Annotated in this window: 18 protein-coding genes and 1 pseudogene; 14 read left to right on the top strand and 5 right to left on the bottom strand. The window is 67.6% G+C overall.

Features of this window, described 5'->3' with window-relative positions; genetic code table 11:
* Positions 1-97 precede the first annotated feature (97 nt).
* Positions 98-1,810: pseudogene (locus P6144_RS19615) on the top strand (sulfatase-like hydrolase/transferase).
* Positions 1,811-2,007: 197 nt separating this feature from the next.
* Here the strand turns inward: P6144_RS19615 and P6144_RS19610 are convergent.
* A complete protein-coding gene (locus tag P6144_RS19610; RefSeq protein WP_277769516.1) occupies positions 2,008-2,259 on the bottom strand; it encodes a hypothetical protein in 252 nt (83 codons plus the stop codon).
* 190 nt (positions 2,260-2,449) lie between these two features.
* On the opposite strand from P6144_RS19610, the gene P6144_RS19605 reads away from it, so the two are divergent.
* From P6144_RS19605 to P6144_RS19585, 5 genes are all read left to right on the top strand, one after another.
* Positions 2,450-3,160, top strand: coding sequence for a response regulator transcription factor (locus P6144_RS19605; RefSeq protein WP_277769515.1), 711 nt, complete (start codon positions 2,450-2,452; stop codon positions 3,158-3,160).
* Positions 3,161-3,162: 2 nt separating this feature from the next.
* A complete protein-coding gene (locus P6144_RS19600) occupies positions 3,163-4,470 on the top strand; it encodes an ATP-binding protein (RefSeq protein WP_277769623.1) in 1,308 nt (435 codons plus the stop codon).
* Between the two features lie 84 nt (positions 4,471-4,554).
* The gene (locus tag P6144_RS19595; RefSeq protein ID WP_277769514.1) at positions 4,555-5,250 is read left to right on the top strand and encodes a carbonic anhydrase; all 696 of its coding nucleotides are present in this window, start codon (positions 4,555-4,557) and stop codon (positions 5,248-5,250) included.
* Positions 5,247-6,758 (top strand): SulP family inorganic anion transporter, encoded by a 1,512-nt coding sequence (locus P6144_RS19590; RefSeq protein ID WP_277769513.1) that lies wholly within the window; start codon positions 5,247-5,249, stop codon positions 6,756-6,758. Before P6144_RS19595 ends, P6144_RS19590 begins: the two co-directional genes overlap by 4 nt.
* 164 nt (positions 6,759-6,922) lie before the next feature.
* On the top strand, positions 6,923-7,735 hold the full coding sequence (locus tag P6144_RS19585) for a TorF family putative porin (RefSeq protein WP_277769512.1): 813 nt from the start codon (positions 6,923-6,925) through the stop codon (positions 7,733-7,735).
* Positions 7,736-7,842: 107 nt separating this feature from the next.
* On the opposite strand, the gene P6144_RS19580 is transcribed toward P6144_RS19585, so the two are convergent.
* A complete protein-coding gene (locus P6144_RS19580; protein ID WP_277769511.1) occupies positions 7,843-8,937 on the bottom strand; it encodes a hypothetical protein in 1,095 nt (364 codons plus the stop codon).
* A gap of 284 nt (positions 8,938-9,221) precedes the next feature.
* Between P6144_RS19580 and P6144_RS19575 the strand changes: the two genes are divergently transcribed.
* From P6144_RS19575 to P6144_RS19555, 5 genes are read left to right on the top strand one after another with little or no spacing between them, the layout of a single operon-like run.
* A complete protein-coding gene (locus P6144_RS19575; RefSeq protein WP_277769510.1) occupies positions 9,222-10,028 on the top strand; it encodes an alpha/beta hydrolase in 807 nt (268 codons plus the stop codon).
* On the top strand, positions 10,028-11,209 hold the full coding sequence (locus P6144_RS19570) for a lipid-transfer protein (protein ID WP_277769509.1): 1,182 nt from the start codon (positions 10,028-10,030) through the stop codon (positions 11,207-11,209). The genes P6144_RS19575 and P6144_RS19570 overlap by 1 nt, the downstream gene beginning before the upstream one ends.
* A gap of 23 nt (positions 11,210-11,232) precedes the next feature.
* The gene (locus tag P6144_RS19565; protein WP_277769508.1) at positions 11,233-12,183 is read left to right on the top strand and encodes an alpha/beta hydrolase; all 951 of its coding nucleotides are present in this window, start codon (positions 11,233-11,235) and stop codon (positions 12,181-12,183) included.
* A gap of 45 nt (positions 12,184-12,228) precedes the next feature.
* Entirely contained in the window at positions 12,229-12,525 is a 297-nt protein-coding gene (locus P6144_RS19560) for an autorepressor SdpR family transcription factor (RefSeq protein ID WP_277769507.1), read from the top strand.
* The gene (locus P6144_RS19555) at positions 12,522-12,896 is read left to right on the top strand and encodes an ammonium transporter (RefSeq protein ID WP_277769506.1); all 375 of its coding nucleotides are present in this window, start codon (positions 12,522-12,524) and stop codon (positions 12,894-12,896) included. The genes P6144_RS19560 and P6144_RS19555 overlap by 4 nt, the downstream gene beginning before the upstream one ends.
* 43 nt (positions 12,897-12,939) lie before the next feature.
* Here P6144_RS19555 and P6144_RS19550 read toward each other — a convergent pair whose 3' ends face one another.
* The 3 genes from P6144_RS19550 to P6144_RS19540 form a co-directional block, all read right to left on the bottom strand.
* Positions 12,940-14,283 (bottom strand): MFS transporter, encoded by a 1,344-nt coding sequence (locus P6144_RS19550; RefSeq protein ID WP_277769505.1) that lies wholly within the window; start codon positions 14,281-14,283, stop codon positions 12,940-12,942.
* 64 nt (positions 14,284-14,347) lie between these two features.
* Positions 14,348-15,307 carry a PHB depolymerase family esterase gene (locus P6144_RS19545; protein ID WP_277769504.1) on the bottom strand — a complete coding sequence of 320 codons (960 nt, stop codon included), beginning with the start codon at positions 15,305-15,307 and terminating at the stop codon, positions 14,348-14,350.
* A gap of 42 nt (positions 15,308-15,349) precedes the next feature.
* Complete coding sequence (locus tag P6144_RS19540) at positions 15,350-15,694, bottom strand: hypothetical protein (RefSeq protein WP_277769503.1); 345 nt, start codon at positions 15,692-15,694, stop codon at positions 15,350-15,352.
* A gap of 157 nt (positions 15,695-15,851) precedes the next feature.
* On the opposite strand from P6144_RS19540, the gene P6144_RS19535 reads away from it, so the two are divergent.
* The 3 genes from P6144_RS19535 to P6144_RS19525 all read left to right on the top strand — a co-directional run bounded on the left by P6144_RS19535 (position 15,852) and on the right by P6144_RS19525 (position 20,654).
* Positions 15,852-17,483 carry an AMP-binding protein gene (locus P6144_RS19535; protein WP_277769502.1) on the top strand — a complete coding sequence of 544 codons (1,632 nt, stop codon included), beginning with the start codon at positions 15,852-15,854 and terminating at the stop codon, positions 17,481-17,483.
* Between the two features lie 105 nt (positions 17,484-17,588).
* Positions 17,589-19,808, top strand: a complete 2,220-nt coding sequence (locus tag P6144_RS19530) for a TonB-dependent receptor (RefSeq protein WP_277769501.1) — start codon at positions 17,589-17,591, stop codon at positions 19,806-19,808.
* A gap of 144 nt (positions 19,809-19,952) precedes the next feature.
* Positions 19,953-20,654, top strand: a complete 702-nt coding sequence (locus P6144_RS19525; RefSeq protein ID WP_277769500.1) for a TetR/AcrR family transcriptional regulator — start codon at positions 19,953-19,955, stop codon at positions 20,652-20,654.
* The last annotated feature ends 111 nt before the right edge of the window (positions 20,655-20,765 follow it).

The following is a 20,765-nucleotide window of genomic DNA, read 5'->3' as shown; positions in this document are numbered from 1 at the left end:
GGTAAGTCTCCGCCGGGCGGCCCTATGCGCTTGGGTTGGCCGGTACCTGCAGCGCCGCATAGGCAATCCCTGTGCGGCGCTGCATTTTTCGAAGTGCATGCGTGGGAAAGGGTCGGGAATGAGCGAGAAGAACGGCAGCGGGCGGATCAATCGCCGGACCTTCCTGCGCCACGCATCGAGCGGCGCGATCGCCGCCGGGATGGCGGTGGGCATGGCGGGGGAGGCGAGCGCTGCCGCGCTGCAGCCGACGCCCGCGCCCTTCCGGCCGCAGGCAGGCGGCAAGCGTCCGCCCAACGTGATCCTGCTGATCACCGATCAGAACGCCGCGGGCCTGACGAAGAAGGCCGGCTTCCCCTTCGACACGATGCCGACGATGGACCGGCTCGCCGGCCAGGGCGTGGATTTCGAGCGCGCCTATTGCACGATGCCGGCCTGCACCCCCAGCCGCACCTCGATGATCACCGGCCGCTGGCCCTGCGCCCACCGCGTCCGCATGAACTACCAGGCCGACGCCGCCTATTATGAGAAGGACCTCTACAAGGTCGCGAAGGAGGCCGGGTACCTCACCGCGATGTGCGGCAAGAACCACACCTATCTGAAGGCGGGCCCCAAGGTCGATTTCTGGCGCGAGTACAGCCACGAAGCCGGCGACAAGACCAATGGCGATCCGGCGATGCACGCCGCCTATGAGAAGTGGATCAAGAACCTCCACTTCAACGTCGCCACCGAGCCGACGCCATTCCCGGTCGAGGCGCAATTCCCCTATCGCATCGTCACCGACGCGATCGAGTTCATCGACAAGGCGGGCGCCTCGCCCTTCTTCCTCCAGCTCTCGATCGCCGAACCGCACAATCCCGAGCAGGTGCCCGCGCCCTATTGGGACATGTTCCCGCCCGAGAAGATCCCGGGCCGCGGCGCCGCCGATCTCTCCGCGCTCAACAAGCTCGGCTACCGCGCCGAATGGCTCCACGAGCTGGAGAAGTTCGGCCATCCGGACATCGACGGGCAGTGGAAGCGCTACGTATCCAACTATCTCGGCGCGCTGCGGATGATCGATGATCAGTGAAAGCGCCTGTTCGATCATCTCGCCGCGATCGGCCAGCTCGACAACACGATCATCGTCCGCGTCGCCGATCATGGCGACTATCTGATGAAATACGGCCTGGGCCGGAAGGGCGTGGGCCTTCCCGAGGCGCTGACGCGCATTCCGATGGTCTGGCATGGGCCGGGCATCAAGCCTTCGCCGGGCATCGGCAAGGAGTGCTTCGTCTCGATGGCGGACGTGATGCCGACGATCTGCGAGATCATGCGCGCGCCGATCCCGCGCGGGGTGCAGGGCAGGAGCCTCTGGCCGCTGCTCCAGGGCAAGGATTTCCCCGCGGTCGAGTTCCGCAGCATCTATGCCGAGGCGGGGCTGGGCGGCCTCTATTACGAGCGCGAGGACAGGATCCCGCCCGACATCGCCGGGACCAAGGACGAGGGGTTCGACGAGCTCAACATGGTCACCCAGAGCGGCAACATGAAGATGGTGCGCATGGGCAAGTGGAAGCTGGTCTTCGACATGATGGGCTATGGCGCCTTCTACGACCTGGAGAAGGATCCGGACGAGCTGGACAACCTCTTCGGCCAGCCCGGCGTGGCCGGCGAGCAGGCCGCGCTGACGACCGAATTGCTGATGTGGACGATCCGCAACCAGGACAATCTGCCCACCGGGCCGCAGTTCAAGAAATACCAGACCAAATGGCCCGCCGCGCACAACTGGTACGCGCCCTATCGTCACGGCACCCCGCCGCTGGCGTTCATTCCCTAATCCCCTTCTCCCTTGATGGGAGAAGATCGTTGGGTGAACAGCGCCCCGCGCTGTTCAGGCCATGCTGGGAGCATGGCCGACCCAACGATGGCCCGCCGCCGAAGGCGGTGGGAGGGATGAGGGTGAGCGCGCCTCAAGCTTCGATGCTTGTGGAGAGATCACCCCCACCCAACCTCCCCCATCAAGGGGGAGGGCTTTTACTTCGCCGCCACCGCCTGAACCGGCTTCCTGGCGGCGACGCACTTGGTCGCCACCGGCAGCGCGGTCTTGCCGGCCTGGTGGTGCGCCTGCGCGGCGGGGCAGGCGGCGCGGTCGCGCATGCGCCAGTGCGCGACGGGGGTCTTGCCCGCAGGCGCCCAGACGAGCTGGTGCGTCTCGTGCAGCGACTGGGCCTGCACGGCGGGGGCGATCAGCAGCGAAGCCGCAGCGGCGGCGAAAGCGAATTTCATGACATCTCCTTTTGGTATGGCTCGGAGATAGCGGCGGCGGCTGAGCGGCGTTTTGCCCGGCTGTAAGGAAGCTTTTCCCGGGCATGGCCCGGCGCTTGCTCGACTGTGACAAAGCGTTGCCGGCAAGTCCCTGACTTGAGGGTCGCGGGCGGGAGGCCTAGATGGCAGCAATGATTTGCAAGGCTATGTCATGAGCGCCCCCGCCATCGTGCTGGTGGAAGACGATCCCGCGCTCCGCACCCTCACTGCGCGTGCGCTCCAGGAAAATGGCTATTCGGTTCGCCAGGCGGCGACCGCGCCCGAGATGTGGCTGGCGTTCGACAACGGGCCGGTCGATCTCGTGCTGCTCGACATCATGCTGCCCGGCACCAGCGGCATCGATCTGTGCCGCGAAGTGCGCCGCAAGAGCGATGTGCCGATCATCTTCGTCAGCGCCAGGGGCAATGAGCATGACCGCGTGCTCGGGCTCGAGCTCGGCGCCGACGACTATCTCGCCAAGCCGTTCAGCACGCGCGAGCTGATCGCGCGCATCCGCGCCGTGCTCCGCCGCGGCGGGCTCGAGCGCATGGGCGGCGGCGACCGCGAGACCCAGGCGCATTTCGACGGCTGGACGGTCAACTTTCCCCGCCGCGAAGTGAAGTCCCCCAGCGGCGCCGTGGTCGAGCTGACCGGCGCCGAGTTCGATCTGCTCGCCGCGTTCCTCAGCCAGCCCCAGCGCGTGATCGCGCGCGAGCGGCTGGTCGAGCTTTCGCGCGTCCGCCTGGGCGACAGCTCGGATCGCAGCGTCGACGTGCTCGTCAGCCGGTTGCGCCGCAAGATCTCGGCTGCCGGCCACGAGCCGCCGATCGGCACGGTGCGCGGCATCGGCTATATCTTCCGGACAGAGGTCACCCGCTCCTGAGCCTGGTACCGCGCCATCCGCTGGGGCTGCTCGGCCGGATCCTGCTGATCCTGCTGCTCACCGTCGCCGTCGAGTTCGGCGCGAGCACCTTCCTCTATGAGCGCGCTTCGCGCTACTCGATCGAGGAAGGCGATGCGCACCGGCTCGCCGAGCATCTGGTAATCGCCGAGAAGCTGCTGTCCGAGCGCCCGGTGGCCGAGCGGGCCGAGGCGGCACGCGAGCTCACCACCGATCGCTACATCGTCCGCTGGTCGCCCACCATTCCCGAGCGCCCCGCCTTTCCGCCGCGCCAGAAGCGGATGGAGGCTCAGGTGACCAATTGGGAGAAGGACCTTGCCACCTCGGGCCTCCAGCTCCGTCTTGCGCCTGGGGCGCATGGCCAGGTTGTCGCCGGCGAGATGCGCATGCCCGATGGCAGCTGGATCGTGTTCAAGACACGCGAGTCCGTCCAGGTCTGGCAGTTCGCGATCGAGCGGACGCTGGTCGCGCTGGTGCCGGCGCTGCTGCTGCTCACGCTCGGTGCGCTGCTCATCCGCGGCACGTTGCTGCCGCTGCGCAAGCTCATCCACGCGATCGGCCGGGTCGGCTCGAGCGAGGGCGTCAACGTCGTCGAGGAGGAGGGGACCGCCGAAATCCGCGGGCTCATCCATGCCTTTAACGGCATGCAGCGGCGCATCCACGAACTGATCGAGAACCGCACCCAGGCGCTCGCCGCAGTCGGCCATGACCTGCGCACGCCGCTCGCCCGGCTCCAGCTGCGGCTCGAAGGGGTAGGGGACGAGGACAGCCGCCGCGCGATGCAGGACGATATCGGCGAGATGGACGACATGATCGCCTCGCTGCTCACCTTCCTGAAGGGCGAGGACGACCCCGAGCCGGCAGTCGCGGTCGATGTCGCGGTGATGGCGGCGACATTGGTGGAAGACGCCACCGATCGCGGCCGCGAGGCGCGCTATTCGGGGCCGCCGCATCTCGAATGGGTGGCGCGCCCGTCGATGTTGCGCCGTGCACTCAGCAACCTGATCGAAAATGCGCTGCACTACGGCAAGACCGTGCAGGTCTCGCTTGTGCAGGACAGCAACGAATTGATCCTCCGGGTCGAGGATGACGGGCCCGGCATCCCGCCCGATCAGATCGAGGAGGCGCTGCGCCCCTTCGTTCGCCTCGATGTCGAGCGTGGCCGCAATACCAAGGGGATGGGCCTCGGTCTTGCCATCGTCCAGCAGGCAGTGGCGCTCGAGAAGGGCAAACTCACGCTGGCGAACGCGCCGACGGGTGGGCTCGTCGCGGAAATCCGCCTGCCTGGCTGACGGCAACAATTCCTCACAGTCCCGCTGCGCTGCGGCAAGAATGGCCGCTTAATTTCTGCTCCGTTGTACAAGGAGTAGAAAACCGTGAACGAGTTGATTGGCCGGGTCTTCAGCTTCGAGAAGACCGTCTTCCCGAACCAGAGCGACCTCTATGGCAAGCTCGCTACCCAGGGGCAGAGCCCCAAGGCGCTGATGATCTCCTGCGCCGACTCGCGCGTCGTGCCCGAGCACATCATGCAGGCCCAGCCGGGCGACCTGTTCGTCTGCCGCAACGCCGGCAACATCGTTCCGCCGTTCGCCCAGAAGATCGGCGGCGTTTCCGCCACCGTCGAATATGCCGTGATGGCGCTGGGCGTGCGCGACATCATCGTCTGCGGCCATTCGGACTGCGGCGCGATGAAGGCGGTTGCGCATCCCGAGATGGTTTCGGGCATGCCCAACGTCGCCGTGTGGCTGAACCATTCGGACGCCGCCCAGAAGGTGGTCGCCGATGCCTATCCGGGCCTTGAGGATGCCGCCCGGATCCGCGCGATCAGCCTGGAGAATGTCGTGGCGCAGATCGCGCATCTCCGCACCCATCCGTCGGTCGCTTCCGGCATCGCGCGCGGCGAGATCGCGCTGCACGGCTGGTTCGTCGACATCCATGCCGGCCAGATCCTGGCGCTCGACGGCACGACCGATCGCTTCGTCGTCGTGCGTGACGACACGCCGCTGCCCGTCGCGGTCAAGCCGGCCCAGCGCCGCGCCGCCGACTTCGATCTGGTGGAAGCTGCCGAATGACCTCGTCTGCGCTTCCCAAGGGCTGGGTCGTCCGTGACTTCACGGCGTCGATCGTGGTCTTCCTCGTCGCGATGCCGCTCTGCATGGGCATCGCGGTCGCATCGGGCATGCCGCCCGAAAAGGGCCTGCTGACCGGCATCATCGGCGGCGTCGTCGTCGGCCTGATCGCGGGCTCGCCGCTCCAGGTCAGCGGCCCCGCCGCCGGCCTGGCGGTCATCGTGTTCGAGCTGCTGCGCGAGCATGGCCTGGCCGCGCTCGGCGCGATCCTCGTGCTCGCCGGCGCGCTCCAGGTGCTCGCCGGCGTCGTCAAGGTCGGCGGCTGGTTCCGCGCGATCTCGCCCGCGGTGGTCCACGGCATGCTCGCCGGCATCGGCGCGCTGATCGTCGTCGGCCAGTTCCACACGCTGTTCGACGAGAAGCCGCTGTCCAGCGGCGTCGAGAATCTTGCCGCGCTTCCCGGGCGCCTGCTCGGCCTCGATCCCACCAACATCGCCGGCACCGAGCTGGCACTGGCGCTGGGCGTGCTGACGATCGTGCTGATGCTCGGCTGGGACAAGCTCAAGCCCAGGGCGTTGCGCCTGATCCCGGGCGCGCTGGTCGGCGTGGTCGGCGCGACGCTCGTCGCCTTCGGCTTCGGGCTCGAGGTGGTTCGCGTCGCGGTGCCGGATTCGCTCGCTTCGGCGATCACGCTGCCCACCAGCGACTTCCTCGGCTCGTTCCTCAGCCCGACGATCATCATCGCTGCGATTGCGGTCGCGTTCATCGCCAGCGCCGAGACGCTGCTTTCGGCCGCCGCGGTCGATCGCATGCACGACGGCGTGCGCACCGACTACAACAAGGAACTGCGCGCGCAGGGCGTCGGCAACCTGCTCTGCGGCATCGCCGGCGCGCTGCCGATGACCGGCGTGATCGTGCGCAGCTCGGCTAACGTCCAGGCGGGCGCGATCACTCGCATGTCGGCGGTCCTCCACGGCGCCTGGCTGCTCGGCTTCGCCGCGCTGCTGCCCTGGCTGCTGCGCGAGATCCCGATGGCCGCGCTCGGCGGCGTGCTCGTCGTCACCGGCTGGAAGCTGGTGAGCGTCAGCCATGTCCGTCACCTCTTCCAGCACTATGGCATGCTCCCGGCGGCGATCTGGGCAGTGACCTTCGTGCTGGTGGTGGCGACCGATCTGCTGACCGGCGTGCTGGTCGGCCTGGGGCTGTCGGTGCTGGAGCTGCTGCCGCACTTCCGCCGCCTGCGGCTGAAGGTGGATGCCGAACATGGCGAGGATGCCCACCGCATCGCGCTGGACGGCGCGGCGACCTTCGTCACGCTGCCCAAGCTCAACAGCGCGCTCGATGCGGTGCCGGGCGACAAGCCGGTCCATCTCGCTTTCGAGAAGGTGCCGGCGATCGACCACACCAGCGCCGAGACGCTGCGCGACTGGGTCCAGCGGCGCCGTGCGCGGGGCCTGCGGGTCGAGCTGACCGGGCATCCCGATCAGCTCCGCAAGCTCCAGCCGGCCTGAGCCAGCAATACTTTATTACGAAGGAGCAACCCGCCGGCGCGACTAGCCCGGCATCAAGACGGTCGGAAAGCAGCGGCTCCCATCCCACCCCCTCCCAGGGATGAGAGAGCCGCACTTTCCGACCGCAGGCGGGAACATTCTCGATTGAAAGGGGAATTCCCGTCATGAAGAAGCATCTTATCGCGGCCGTGCTGTGCTGCACGGCTGCACCGGCTTTCGCGCAGGAGGAAGCGCCGGGGCCCGTCACCGTCTCCGGCAACATCGCGCTCGTGTCCGACTATCGCTTCCGCGGCGTGTCGCAGACCGACAAGGGCATGGCCGTGCAGGGCGGCATCACCGTTTCCCATGAAAGCGGCCTCTACGCCGGCACCTGGGCCTCGAACCTGTCGGGCTGGGGCACGTTCGGCGGCGCCAATATGGAGCTCGATCTGATCGCCGGCTACAAGGCGGATCTCGGCGGCGGCGTGGCGCTCGATGTCGGCGCGACCTGGTACATGTACCCCTCGGGCGCCGACAAGACCGATTTCGTCGAGCCCTATGTCAAGCTCAGCAGCTCGCTCGGCCCGGTGTCGATGCTCGCCGGTGTCGCCTATGCGCCGTCGCAGGAAGCGCTCGGCAACTGGAGCAACACGCCGCAGAGCGTCGCGGGCGACAAGGAGGACAATCTCTACATCTGGGCCGATGTCAGCAGCGGCATCCCGGGCACGCCGATCACGCTCAAGGCGCATCTCGGCGCGTCGGACGGCAATCCCGGCCTCGGCCCGAACGGCACCAGCATCGCCCCCACCGGGAAGTATCTCGACTGGCTGCTCGGCGCCGATGTCGCCGTCGGCCCGCTCACGCTCGGCGTCGCCTATGTCGACACCGACATCAGCAAGGCCGATTCCGCCTATCTCCAGCCCAATTTCTCGCGGGTGAAGGACGGCTCGTCGATCGCTGACGCCAAGGTCGTGTTCTCGGTGAGCGCAGCCTTCTGACAGCGCAGGGTCGGGGAGCCGGGGCGCGGGGGCACCCGGCTCTCCAGACCCGCGCCGACATGCCGGCTTCGGTCCATCGCGAAGCCGGCATGTCGTCTTTCCGGGCCTCAGGGGAAGGCCATGTAGTCCCACACCGGCTCGTATTTGGGAGTGCCGTCGCTGTTGCGCGGCAGCTTGTCGTCGTCCGCCATCGACAAATGGATGTTCGCCCCGCTCGCCGGGGCCAGCGCGGTCTTGAGCTTGTGCGAGCCGCCATAGGGCGCGGCCACTCCGTCGGTGCTGGTCAGCGCGCCGAAGCTCGCCAGCCCGATCGCGTTCCAGCTCGCCTCGGCCGTGGCGATCGTCACCGTCGCGTCCGAGCTGTGCGAGAAGCCATATTGGCTGGCCGCCGGCGTCACATTGGTGTTCGACAGCCAAGGCGCGACCGCACCGGCCGAGGTCTTGTCGGCGACGCCCGACAGCATCGTCGCGCGGTACAGCGTGTGGAGCTTGGCGAGATAGGCGACGTGCCCCGCGCCCTGCGAATGGCCGATCGCGCTGATCATCGACCAGTTGATCGCCGTGCCCGACAGATAGGTGCCCCAGCCCTCGGCAGGGTAGGTGGTGTTCAGATAGGCGAGCAGCTTCTGCAGCCGCGTCTCCAGCGCATCTTTGGGCGCCACCGCCACCCTGGTGCTCAGGTCGACGCCGGTCAGCATCTCCTGGCGCACCTTGGCGGTGCACGCCGTGTCGCTCACGCCCGAGCACAGCATCGCGACCGCGTCGTAATTCGGATAGGCGAGGGTGATCGCGTGGTAGCCGCGCTTGGCGGCGGCATAGACGATCTCCTGTTCCTTGGTCTCGCTGCTGTTGGTCCCCAGGATGAACAGCGCCAGCCGGCCCACCCGTGCCGAGGGGCTCGTCGGCACCAGGGTGAGGTTCTTGTTGGGCACCCCGGTCTGCGCATTGTTCTTCTGGGTGGCGGTGGAATCGACCGTGGTCGCGGCGATGTCGTGCCGGATCGCGTCCACCGTCGCGGCGAGCGAGGCCGTGGTCGCCGATGCTTCGGGGGCGGCCGCGAGCGTGGTGGCCAGCAGCTCCGCCACCGGCTCGGTCACCGGCGTCACGATCGCGCCGCCGCCGCCGTCCTTCTGCCAGCCGCTTGCGCTCGCCACTGCGACCGTCGCCAGCAGCGCGAGTCCGATAAGGCTCTGTCTTTTCATTATTATTTCCTCTCCTACGGTTTCGTTTTTACGCACTCTCCATGTTGGACTGGTGGGTGCCCGCCAGGGCGGACTCGATGGCGGGATGCTATTGCGCAGCGATCCGCGGTTCAACATGTGTCGCACCGTATAGGCGATATTGTCGTGCAATAATGCATACATCGGCGCACGGTTCATGGTGCGTCGCGTCATAAACTAATTGATTCATGAATGAAGATTGACAGGCCGCACCGGCCCGTGCTGTGTCTCGTTCAGCGGCGCAAAGACCGCGCAGGAGAGAAGACGTGGCGTTCATCCAGAGCAGCGGTGCGACGATTCATTGGGATGCCGAAGGGCACGGGACGCCGGTCCTGCTGATCATGGGGCATCTCTACAGTTCCCGGCTCTGGTACCCGCTTCTCCCCGCGCTCACCGCCAATCACCGCGCGATCTGGTTCGACAATCGCGGCACCGGCGAAAGCGCCACCACCAGCGGCGTCACGATCGAGCAGCTCGCCGCCGATGCGCTCGCCGTGCTCGATGCGGCGGGCATCGAGAAGGCGCATGTCTATGGCGTCTCGATGGGCGGCGGCATCGCCGCGGAATTCGCCATGGCCTATCCCGAGCGCACCAGGTCGGTGACGCTCGGCTGCACGATGCTCAAGACCGAGAAGACCGAGATCAAGGGCGCGCAGAAGCTGATCTACAACTTGCCGCGCTGGATCATCCGGGCGCTGTTCAAGCGGGCCAAGCCGGAGAATTATGGCTCGGCCGCCCCGCGCGACGCGGCACTGCACGACATCGCCGTCCTCGCCCAGGACGAATACACCATGCCCGGCGTCCGCGCCCAGGCCTATGCCATCGCCAATTACGCGACCACCACGGAGCGGGCCAGGGAACGGATCACCATGCCCGTGCTGATCCTCCACGGCGACGAGGACAAGGCCGTGCCGGTCGAGAAGGGCCGCGAGCTCCACGCGCTGTTGCCGCACAGCGAATATGTCGAGTTCAAGGGCGCCGGCCACAACTATCTGGTCGCCAACAACGCCGGCTCGACCAAGGCCTTTCTCGACTTCATCGAAAAGGTCGACGCTGCCGAGGGCGCCGCCTGATGCCCCGCGCCCGCATTGCCGGGGTCGGCATGATCCCCTTCACCAAGCCCGGCCAGAGCGAGGATTGGGACGTGATGGCGGAAAAGGCGATCCGCGCCGCGCTCGCCGATGCCGGGATCGACTATGGCGAGGTCCAGCAGGCCTATGCCGGCTATGTCTATGCCGATTCCACCGCGGGCCAGTCGGCGCTCTACCGGGTCGGCTGCACCGGCATCCCGATCGTCAACGTCAACAACAACTGCTCCACCGGCTCGACCGCGCTGTTCCTCGCCCGCCAGGCGATCGAGAGCGGCATGGCCGAATGCGTCCTGGCCTTCGGCTTCGAGCAGATGCTGCCCGGCGCGCTCGGCGCGGTGTTCACCGATCGCAAGCGTTCGCTCGATCACCACCTCACCCGGCAGGAGGCCCTGCTCGGCCAGGACGACACCTCGCCGCTCGTCGCGCAGCAGTTCGGCGGCGCCGGGCTCGATTATCAGGCCCGCTACGGCGCGCCCGACGAAGTCTTCGGCATGATCGCGGTCAAGGCGCGCGCGCACGCCGCCAACAACCCGCTCGCGCTGTTCCGAGACCCGCTGACGCTCGACGAGGTGATGGCCTCGAAGCATCTCTATGGTCCGCTCACCCGCTTCCAGGCTTGCCCGCCCACCTGCGGCGCGGCGGCGGCCTTGCTCGTCTCGCCGGCCTTCGCCGCGAAGCACGGGCTCGATGCCGGCGTCGAGATCCTCGGCCAGGCGATGACCACCGATTATGCCGCCACCTTCGCGGGCGGCAGCATGATGAGCGTGGTCGGCTACGAGATGACGCGCGAAGCCGCCCGCATGGTCTATGATCAGGCGGGGCTCGGGCCCGACGATATCCAGGCAGTCGAGCTGCACGACTGCTTCACCGCCAATGAGCTGATCAGCTACGAAGCGCTCGGCCTGTGCCCGGAGGGCGGCGCAGAGGCCTATATCCGCTCCGGCGGCAACAGCTATGGCGGCCGCCACGTCACCAATCCCTCGGGCGGGCTGCTCTCCAAGGGCCATCCGCTCGGCGCCACCGGCCTGGCGCAATGCTATGAGCTCACCCAGCAGCTCCGCGGCACGGCCGATCGCCGCCAGGTGGACAAGATGCGCTTCGGCCTCCAGCACAATCTGGGCCTGGGCGGCGCCTGCGTGGTAACGCTCTACGGCCGCGCCTGAATATCGGATTGGAGAGCAAGAGCATGACCGGAACACGCCACCTCGTCGATCCGGAGCTGTTCGATCTGCTCGAACTCTGGCCCTCGGTCACGCTCGACGAGAGCCTGTTGCCGCTGGTCCGCGCGCCCGGCCGCATCCCGCTCGGCGAGATCGAGAACCCCGATCGCGTCGACAAGCAGGAGCTGACCGCCCCGGGCCGCGACGGCGCGCCCGACGTGCCGATGCTGCTCTATCGCCCGGCGGGCAGCGCGGGGCAGGTGCTGCCCTGCATCTATCACATCCATGGCGGCGGCTATGTCGGCGGCGCGGCGGTCACGCTCGAGCCGGTCCACCGGCTGATGGTCGAGGCGCTGGGCTGCGTGCTGGTCAGCATCGACTATCGCCTCGCACCCGAGACGCCGTTCCCCGGCCCGCTCGAGGATTGCTATGTCGGCCTGGCCTGGCTCCACGCCCATGCCGCCGATCTCGCCATCGATCCCGCGCGGATCGGCATTCGCGGCGAAAGTGCGGGCGGTGGGCTTGCCGCCGCGCTGGCGCTGCTCGTCCGCGACCGCGCGGAGTTCGCCATCGCCTTCCAGCAGCTCATCTATCCGATGATCGACGACCGCACCTGTGTCGGCGAACCCAATCCCAATGTCGGCGAGTTCATCTGGAACGCGGGCAGCAACGCCTTTGGCTGGCGCAGTTATCTGGGCCGGGAGCCGGGCGGGGAGGGCGTCTCGCCCTATGCCGCCGCGGCGCGGGCGGAGGACCTTTCCGGCCTGCCGCCCACCTTCCTCTCCTCGGGCGCGCTCGATCTCTTCATCGACGAGGACCTCGCCTATGCCGCCCGCCTGATCCGCGCGGGCGTCGCCACCGAGCTGCACGTCTATCCGGGCGGCTTTCACGGCTTCAACGTCCACAAGACCGCCGGCGTCTCGCTCCGCTCCAACCGCGACGCCGAGGACTGGCTGCGGCGGCACCTGGGCGGCTGACACACCTCGCTTGACTTAATTCGATGATTAGCTAATGATCGAATCATGAGCCAGGTATTCAAGGCACTTTCCGATCCTACGCGTCGCCGCGTGCTGCAGCTCCTGCGCAAGGGGCCGATGAGCGCGGGCGATCTCAGTGACCAGTTCGAGGTGTCCAAGCCGACCATGTCGGCGCACTTTGCGGTGCTGAAGGAGGCGGACCTGGTCCATGCCGAGAAGGCCGGCAAATCCGTCATCTATCATCTGAAGCTCTCGGTGCTCGAGGAAGCGCTGCTGGGCTTCGCCCATTCGTTCGGGCTCGGCACGGAAGCGCCGAAGCCAAGGGAGGAGACTACGCAATGAACAAGGAGTTGATGTGGAGCCTGCGCTGGGGTGTCGGCATCGTCGTCCTCGCGCTCGGCGCAACGATGGCGCGCAAGCTGGGTTATATCGAGGCGGAAACCGCGATGCGGCTCGCGATCGGCGGCATCGGGGTGATGACCGCCGCGATGGGCAACCGCATTCCCAAGACCGTCGTGCCGGGCGTCTCTGTCTATCGCGCGCAGCGCGTGGCGGGCTGGTCGATGACGCTGGCCGGGCTCGTCTATGCCGGGCTCTGGGCATTCGCGCCGATCCAGCTGGCGACCTTCGGCGGAATGGGCGCGCTCCTGATCGCGATGGCAGTGACCTTCGGCTATTGCCTGTCGCTGCGCGACAGCGCGAAGGCGGCCTGATCGCATAGAGGCCGGGCCCGCCGCGGCCCGGCCTCTATGCCCATTATTCCGACGCCGGGATCATCTTCGCATTGGGATCCAGCGCCACTTCCTGCGGCGCGTTGCGCATCGCGATCCAGAAGCCGGCGAGCGACATCGCGCCGGTCACCACGCCCATCACCGCGACGGCGTTGCCCAGTCCCCATTGGCCGGTGCTGAAGGTCGAGAGCCACACCACCAGCGGCGGCGCCACGCCCGCGCCGATCATCGTGCCGGCAATCTTCATCCCCGCCAGCGTCACTGCGCGGTCCTCGTTGGGGATCAGCACCGCGACCGCTGCCGAGGATACCAGGTTGACGATCGTCCCGCCCACCAGCAGCGCGAACAGTACCCAGGCGAATCCGGCCACGGTCGGCATGATCGAGAAGGCGCCGGCCGGGATGGTCAGTGCGGTGGCGATCGCGGCGGGCAGCAGGATCGCGCCGCGCATCTTGAGCTTGCCGGCAGCGTCCGCCGCGAAGCCGCCGATGATCGATCCGATGATCCCCGAGCCCAGGATCACCGCGCCCACCCAGCCGCCGAACGATCCCGGCGCCTGGCCATATTGGCGGATCAGCAGCGATCCCATCCAGATCGCCGCAGCGCCCTCGGCCATGCCGCCGGTCAGCTGGCCGAGCAGCAGCGGGCCCAGGAACTTGCGGCGGCGCCAGAAGGCGTCGAGCGCCAGCCGCAGCGATACGCTGGTCTGCTCCACTTCGTAGCGCGGCGGCTCCTTGATGAAGGCCAGCGGGATCACCGCCAGCGCCGCGCCGACGCCGACGAGCAGGTGCACTTCGCGCCAGGGCGTCAGCCCAACCAGCCCCGATCCCGGATGGTTGGTCAGATAGCCGAACAGCGAGCCGCCGATCGCGAAGGAGGCGGCGGCGCCGCCCCAGGCGCCGATCGAGACGAGCAGCATCGAGCGGCCGCGCCGATCGGGCATGCAGACGTCGGCGAGCAGCGAGATCAGCACCGGGAACGCAGTGCCCGCGCCGATGCCGGCGATCAGCCGCGCGACGAACAGCCCGGCGAAATTGGGGGCAAAGGCGGTGCCGATCGTCCCCACCGCCCAGAAGGAGGCGAGGATCACCAGCAGCCGCGTGCGCGTGCTGTGGTCGACCAGCCAGGCGATCGGCAGCGAGAGCAGCCCGATCGGGATCGCCGTCGCGCCGCCGGCGAGCAGCCCGATGTCGAGGTCGCTCAGGTGCAGCTCGGCCTTAACCGCTTCCTGCAGCGGGCTCAGCAGCCCGCCCACGGTGAGCGCGGAGAAGATGGTGAGCGTCAGCAGCCAGATGACGCCCCATTTGGTCGGGCGGAACGCCGGATCCGGCGCGGTCGGCGCATCTGCCGGTTGGGAAGCTTGGAGCACGATCGTTCCTTGTTTGTGGCGATCGGCTGCCGGGCGACGCGGGCCGCCCGGCAGCGCGTCGGTTCTAGAGGTTGAAGAAATGGTCCCAGATATAGGGGGCGACGTCGATCGGCGCCTTGTCCGGGTTGCTGCCCAGCTCGGTATAGCCGTTGTAGAGTACATGCTCGCCGTTCGCGATCGTCACCAGCCCGGTGCGCACGCCGCCGTTGCAGCTGCGATATTCCTCGAACCGCGATCCGGCATAGTGCGTGCCGTCGGGAAGCTGTTCGCGATACAGCTCGTCGCTGCACCCCAGGATCGCCTTCCACGCCGCCAGGCTCTCGCGCGCGCCCTGCACGCCCAGCGGGATGCCCGCCAGGTCGTTGGGCAGCCCCAGCGGGGCGTTGTTGCCGGCATAGCTGATCGTGCCGTCGGCGGTGCCGGCGATCTCCCACATGCTGATCGGCTTTGCGGGCGCGCAGCTCGGGCGGTTGAGCGGATAGGAGACCGACACCGATGCGCGGACCAGGTCCGCCGCCTCGCACGCCATGCGCTGCGCCATGCCGCCGCCGTTCGAGATGCCCGTGACGAACACGCGATCGGCGTCGATGTTCGCATAGCCCTTCATCGCAGTGATCACCGCCCGATTGAAGCTGACGTCATCGATGTTCAGCGCGTCGCCCAGGAAGCAGCAGCCATAGGCGTTCCACGACAGGCTCACGCCGTTGGGCCACACCACGATGAAGCCGCGCTTGTCCGATTCGGCGAGCTGGCCGGACCATTGGCGCTCGTTGCTCGCATCCTTGCTGAAGCCGTGGAAGTCGAGCAGCAGCGGCACCGCCTTCTGGCCGGTATAGCTGGCGGGGACGTGCACCAGATAGTTGCGCAGCAGTCCCTTGTGCAGCGTCGTGATCGAATAGTCGCCGGGGGTGAAGCAGATGCCGGTGCAGGGCGCCGCGCTGGCCGGGCCGGCGAGCAATGCCGCGCCCAGTGCGACGAGCAGCGCCGCCAGGTGAAGCCGGAAACGTGAAAACCGTGCCTTCATTGCAGTTTCTCCTCTCCTATTCGTCTCTTCTGGTTCTTCCTCTCAGGGGCCAGCCCGGTCAGGCGGCGGCGGCAGGGGTTTCAGGCCGCCATCGTCCTTGAGCTCTGCGGGAAGCGGGGGGTCGGTGAAGTCCTTGCGCACCTGCATCCGGGCAGGCGGGGCGGGTGCCGAGGTCGGGGCCGCGCTCGGCAGCCGCTCGATATGATCGGCGGGGATCGGCGCGGCGGAAGCCCTGGGGGCGGGGGAGGGCGCGGCGGCGATGCCCGGCGTCGGCGTCACCACGGTGCCCGCTTGCGGGGCGTCGCGGTCGCATGCCGCCAGCATCAGCATCGCCAGCAGGGGCACGGCGCTCCGGCGCGCGAGTCGGCGCGGTCGTCCAGCCTTCATGTCACTCTCCCAGGGGCGCCGTGTTTCCCGGCGCCTCGCGGCGATGCATATCAGCGCCCAAACAAATTCACTAGAAAATAAATGAAGATTGACAGGCCGTCCGGGCCGGTGCCATCCAAAAGGGCAGAAAAAGACACAGGTTTTGGAGAGCGTTGGCATGCACGAGGGGCAGCTGCGGACGAGCGATGCGCAGGAACTGGGCGGGTTGCAGCCCTATGAGCTGACGCTCGACAAGTTCATCGCCCATGCCGCCAAATGGCATCCGCGCGGTGAAGTGGTCACCGGCGGCGGCGCCGGCGGCCCGGTCGCCCGAATCGACTATGCCGCGCTTCGGGAGCGCAGCAACCTGCTCTCCGGCGCCTTCGCTGCGCTGGGCATCGCGCGCGGAGACCGCATCGCCACGCTTGCCTGGAACAGCCAGAGCCACATGGAAGCCTGGTACGGCGCGATGGGCATCGGCGTGAGCTGCCACACGCTCAACCCGCGCCTCGGCGTCCCCCAGCTCGCCGACATGATCCGCCAGGCCGATGACCGGCTGCTCGCGATCAGCCCCGATCAGGCCGACATCGCCGCCCAGCTCGTCCGCGAATGCCCGGGCATCGCCCATATCCTCGTCCTCGACGAGCCCGGCAGCGATTTCCCGCTGCCCGCCGCCGCCGTGCCGGCCTGGACGATGCAGCGCCTCCTCGCCGAGCATGGCGCCGCGGCCGAATGGGGCGGCATTTCCGAGCGCGAGGAAGCCGGGCTCTGCTTCACCTCGGGCACCACCGGCGCCCCCAAGGGCGTGCCCTACACCCACCGCTGCAACTATCTCGTCACCCTGTCGCTGCTCCAGAACGACGTGATGGGGATCAACGCGCGCGACACGATCCTCGCCGCCGTGCCGATGTTCCACGCCAATGGCTGGGGCCTGCCCTTCGCCGCCCCGGCCTCGGGGGCGAAGCTCGTCTTTTCCGGCCGCCACAATGACGGCGCCAGCCTCGCCGCGCTGATCCGCGACGAAGGCGTCACGCTGGCGGTGGGCGTCCCCACCGTCTGGCTCGGCCTGATCGAGCATCTCGAGAAGACCGGCGAGACGCTGCCCTCGCTCCAGCGCGTGTTGCTCGGCGGATCGGGCGTGCCCCAGGCGCTGATCGATCGGATCGAGACGCGCCTCGGCGTCCGCTGCCAGACCAGCTGGGGCATGACCGAGCTCGCCCCGCTCGGCACCGTCACCCCGTCGGGCGACGCGGGCCGCGCCAGCATCGCCGGCCGCCCGCCGATCGGCGTCGATCTCCGCCTCGTCGATGCGGAAGGGCAGGAACTCGCCGAGCAGCGCGGCGTCGAGGGCCATCTCCAGGTCCGCGGATCGAGCACCGTCCATTGCTATTTCGGCCAGCAAATCCCCGCCACCGATCGCCAGGGCTGGTTCGACACCGGCGATCTCGCCACGATCGACGCGGACGGCAACCTCGCCATCACCGGCCGCGCCAAGGACCTGATCAAGTCGGGCGGCGAATGGATCAATCCCGGCGAGATCGAGGCGATCATCGGCAATCTCCCCGGCGTCTCGCTCGTCGCGGTGATCGGCCGCGCGCACGTCAAATGGACCGAGCGCCCGGTGCTGGTGATCGAAGGCGCGGGCGCTTCGGACGAGGCGATCCGCGCCGCGCTCGACGGCGCGATCCCGCGCTGGTGGATGCCCGATGCGATCGAGCGGGTCGAGCGCATGCCGCTCGCGATGACCGGCAAGATCGACAAGCAGGCGCTGCGCCGCCGTTTCGGGACGGATCCTGCGAACGCCGCCTGATTATGATCTTGATTTATGAATCAATGAATGTTGAAGTTGATTCGTGAATCAGTAAGTTGAGTCGCACCGCCACCTCGCAAAGAGGGGCGCTCTTGGGAGGATGACATGAAGGCCTTTTGCTGGCTGACGGTTTCGGCCGTCGCTCTGATGACCGCCGGTGCCGCGCAGGCGCAGACCGCGGAGACCACCACCGATCCCGCGGCCGCCGCCCAGGCGGATACGCCCGTCGATCATTCCAACGAAATCGTCGTCACGGCCGAGCGCCGCTCGACCAGCCTGCAGCGCACCGGCGTCGCCGCCACCGTGCTCACCGGCGAGGACCTGACGCGCAAGAGCGTCAACGGCGTCGAGCAGCTCCAGTTCGCCACCCCGTCGCTCACCGTGAACACCACCGGCCAGGGCAATGCCTTCAACATCCGCGGCATCGGCAAGACCGAGCAGACCAGCGCGATCGGGGTCGGCGTCGTCACCTATCGCGACGGTGTCGCCACGCTCCCCGGCTATTTCCAGGCCGAGCCCTATTACGACATCGCCAGCGTCGAAGTGCTGCGCGGCCCCCAGGGCACCTTCGCCGGCGGCAATGCCACCGGCGGCGCGGTGTTCATCACCGAGAAGAACCCCGATACCCAGAGCGTCAACGGCTATGCCATGGCGCAGTACGGCAACTACAACGACATCAAGCTCCAGGGCGCGGTGAACATCCCCGTCAGCGATACGCTGGCCTTCCGCTTCGCCGGCAACATGGAGCACCGCGACACCTTCTACAACATGAGCGGCAATTGGACCGGCAATCCCGGCGATCGCCGCGATTACAGCGGCCGCGCCTCGATGCTGTGGGAGCCGAGCGCCAATTTCCGCGTGCTGCTCAAGGGCGACTACAACAATATCGAATATGGCGGCCTGCCCGCCAGCAACGCGACTGCGACCGGCGATCCGCTCAACGTTGCGAACAATGCCTATCTGGCGGGTCGCGACGAGTTCGGCCGCGTGGTGCTCAACATGGCCTACACCACCGATGGCGGCCTCACCCTGCGCTCGATCAGCGGCTTCCAGCGCGGCACCACCCAGATCAGCTATGATGCGGACGGCACCGGAGCCGCCGGCACTGCCGCCGCGCCTGCGCTCTCCTTCCGCGACAACATCACCGAAGAGATCTGGTCGCAGGAATTCAACATCGTCTCGCCCGATACCGGCCCGTTCACCTGGGTGCTCGGCGGCTATTGGCAGAGCGACAAGATCTTCATCCCGGCCAATGGCGGCTATTATTCGGATGCCACACCGAACACGCCCGCCGCGCTCGACATCGAGATCGTCGGCACCAATCCCAAGACCGCGCTCGCCGCGTTCGGCCAGGTCGGCTACGAACTGACCGACGGGCTCCAGGTCACCTTGGGCGGCCGCTGGTCGCGCACCTCCTCGGCCAATGATGCCGTGGCCCGCGCCTATTACACCGGCATCCCCGGCGCGCTCGCCTCGCTCGTCCAGAAGGACAAGACCGTCAACAAGAAGGTCAACGGCAAGCTCGCGATCAACTGGACCGTCGATCCGCACCATTTCCTCTATGCCTTCGTCGCCACCGGCACCAAGGCGGGCGGTCTCAACGGCCCGAACCTCGCCGGCGTCGCGCCGCTGGCCTTCGATGCCGAGGACGTCACCGATTTCGAGCTGGGCTGGAAGGGCACCTTCATGGGCGGGCGCCTGCGCACCCAGCTCGGCGGCTATTACAATCTCTACAAGAACTTCCAGATCAACATCGTCGATCCGCGCTCGCCGGGCATCTCGTCGCTCTACAATGTCCCGGGCAACACCAGGCTCTACGGCATCGAAGCCTCGGCCCAGGGCAATTTCGATGCCTTCTCCTTCGATGTCTCGGCCTCGGTCTCGAACTCGAAGCTGGCGACCTTCTACGCCGCCGATCCGCGCCTCGGCGCCGCGCCCGCGGTCTGCAATCCGGAGACTGGCCCGGCCACCGCGCGCTGCATCAATCTCGAAGGCCGCGAGCAGAATTACGCGCCCAAGTTCACGCTCAGCGCCGGCGCGCAATATGCCATCCCGCTGGGCGGCGACGCGACGCTGACGCCGCGGCTCGACTATGCGCATATCGGTGCGGTCTGGGGCACGCTGTTCCAGAACGTTGCCCGCGGCGACCGGATCGAGGCGCGCGACATCGTCAACGCCCAGCTCACCCTGGCGACGGGCGACTGGTCGATCGCGGCCTATTCGACCAACCTCACCGACGAGCATTATGTCGCGGCGATCAACGGCAATCGCCGCCTCGCCGGGGCGCCGCGCCAGTATGGCCTGCGCGTCAGCCGCAGCTTCTGATCACCCCCGTCCGCGGGTCGGTTTCGGCCGGTCCGCGGACCCCTATTTGCATCCGGGACCAAGATAGACAAAAGCCATGGACAGGCGGGCCTCTCTTCTTCGGCAGTTGCTGACGGCAGGGCCTCGTCGATCGATGGAGCGACAATGACCGAAGCCAAGCCCAAGCGGCGCACCAAGGCGCAGCAGCGCGCCGAGACGCTGGAAGTGATCCTCGATGCGGCGGAATATCTCTTCTCGCAGCGCGGCCTGTACGGCGTCACGCTCAAGGACGTGGCGCAGCAGGCTGAGGTCCACACCTCGCTTCTCCATTATTATTTCGAAGACAAGCGCGCGATGTTCGACGCGGTCTTCGCCCGCCGCGCCCAGGTCACCGCCGATCTGCGCATGGCCGCGCTCGATCGCTATGCCGGCGAATGCCGCGGCAAGCCCACGGTGGAGGGCGCGCTGCGCGCCTTCCTCGACACCGATCTCGATCTCTACATCCAGGGCGGCGAGGGCTGGCGCAATTTCGCCGGCCTGGGCGCCCAGGTCGCGATGGCGCCCAAATGGGGTGCCCAGATGTTCGACAAGCATTTCGATCCGGTGGTGCTGCGCCTGATCGGGCTGCTCAAGCAGGCGATGCCCGGTTGCCCGGAGGAGGATATCTTCTGGGGCTATCACTTCGGCACCGGCGCGCTGATCATGACGCTCGCGCGCACCGGCCGCATCGATCAGCTTTCGGGCGGCCTGTGCAAGTCCGAGGATTTCCCCGCCATCAAGGCCCGCATGGCGCGTTTCCTGGCATTCGGTTTCGAGGGCATCTGCCGCGACCGGGCCGAGGCGCGCGCCGCCGCGGCCGCCGGCTGACCCCAGTAAAGGATAGCATGTTCACCCCCGCCATCGCCGACCAGCGCTTCGTGCTCGAGACCATTGTCCGCCTGGGCGAGATCAGTGCGGAGGCGGCCGAGATGGCTGATG

It is taken from the genome of Sphingomonas sp. HITSZ_GF (genome assembly GCF_029543155.1).
GTDB lineage: Bacteria > Pseudomonadota > Alphaproteobacteria > Sphingomonadales > Sphingomonadaceae > Sphingomonas.
Note: the sequence above shows the minus strand (reverse complement) of the source record. Positions and strands in the feature narration are given on the sequence as shown.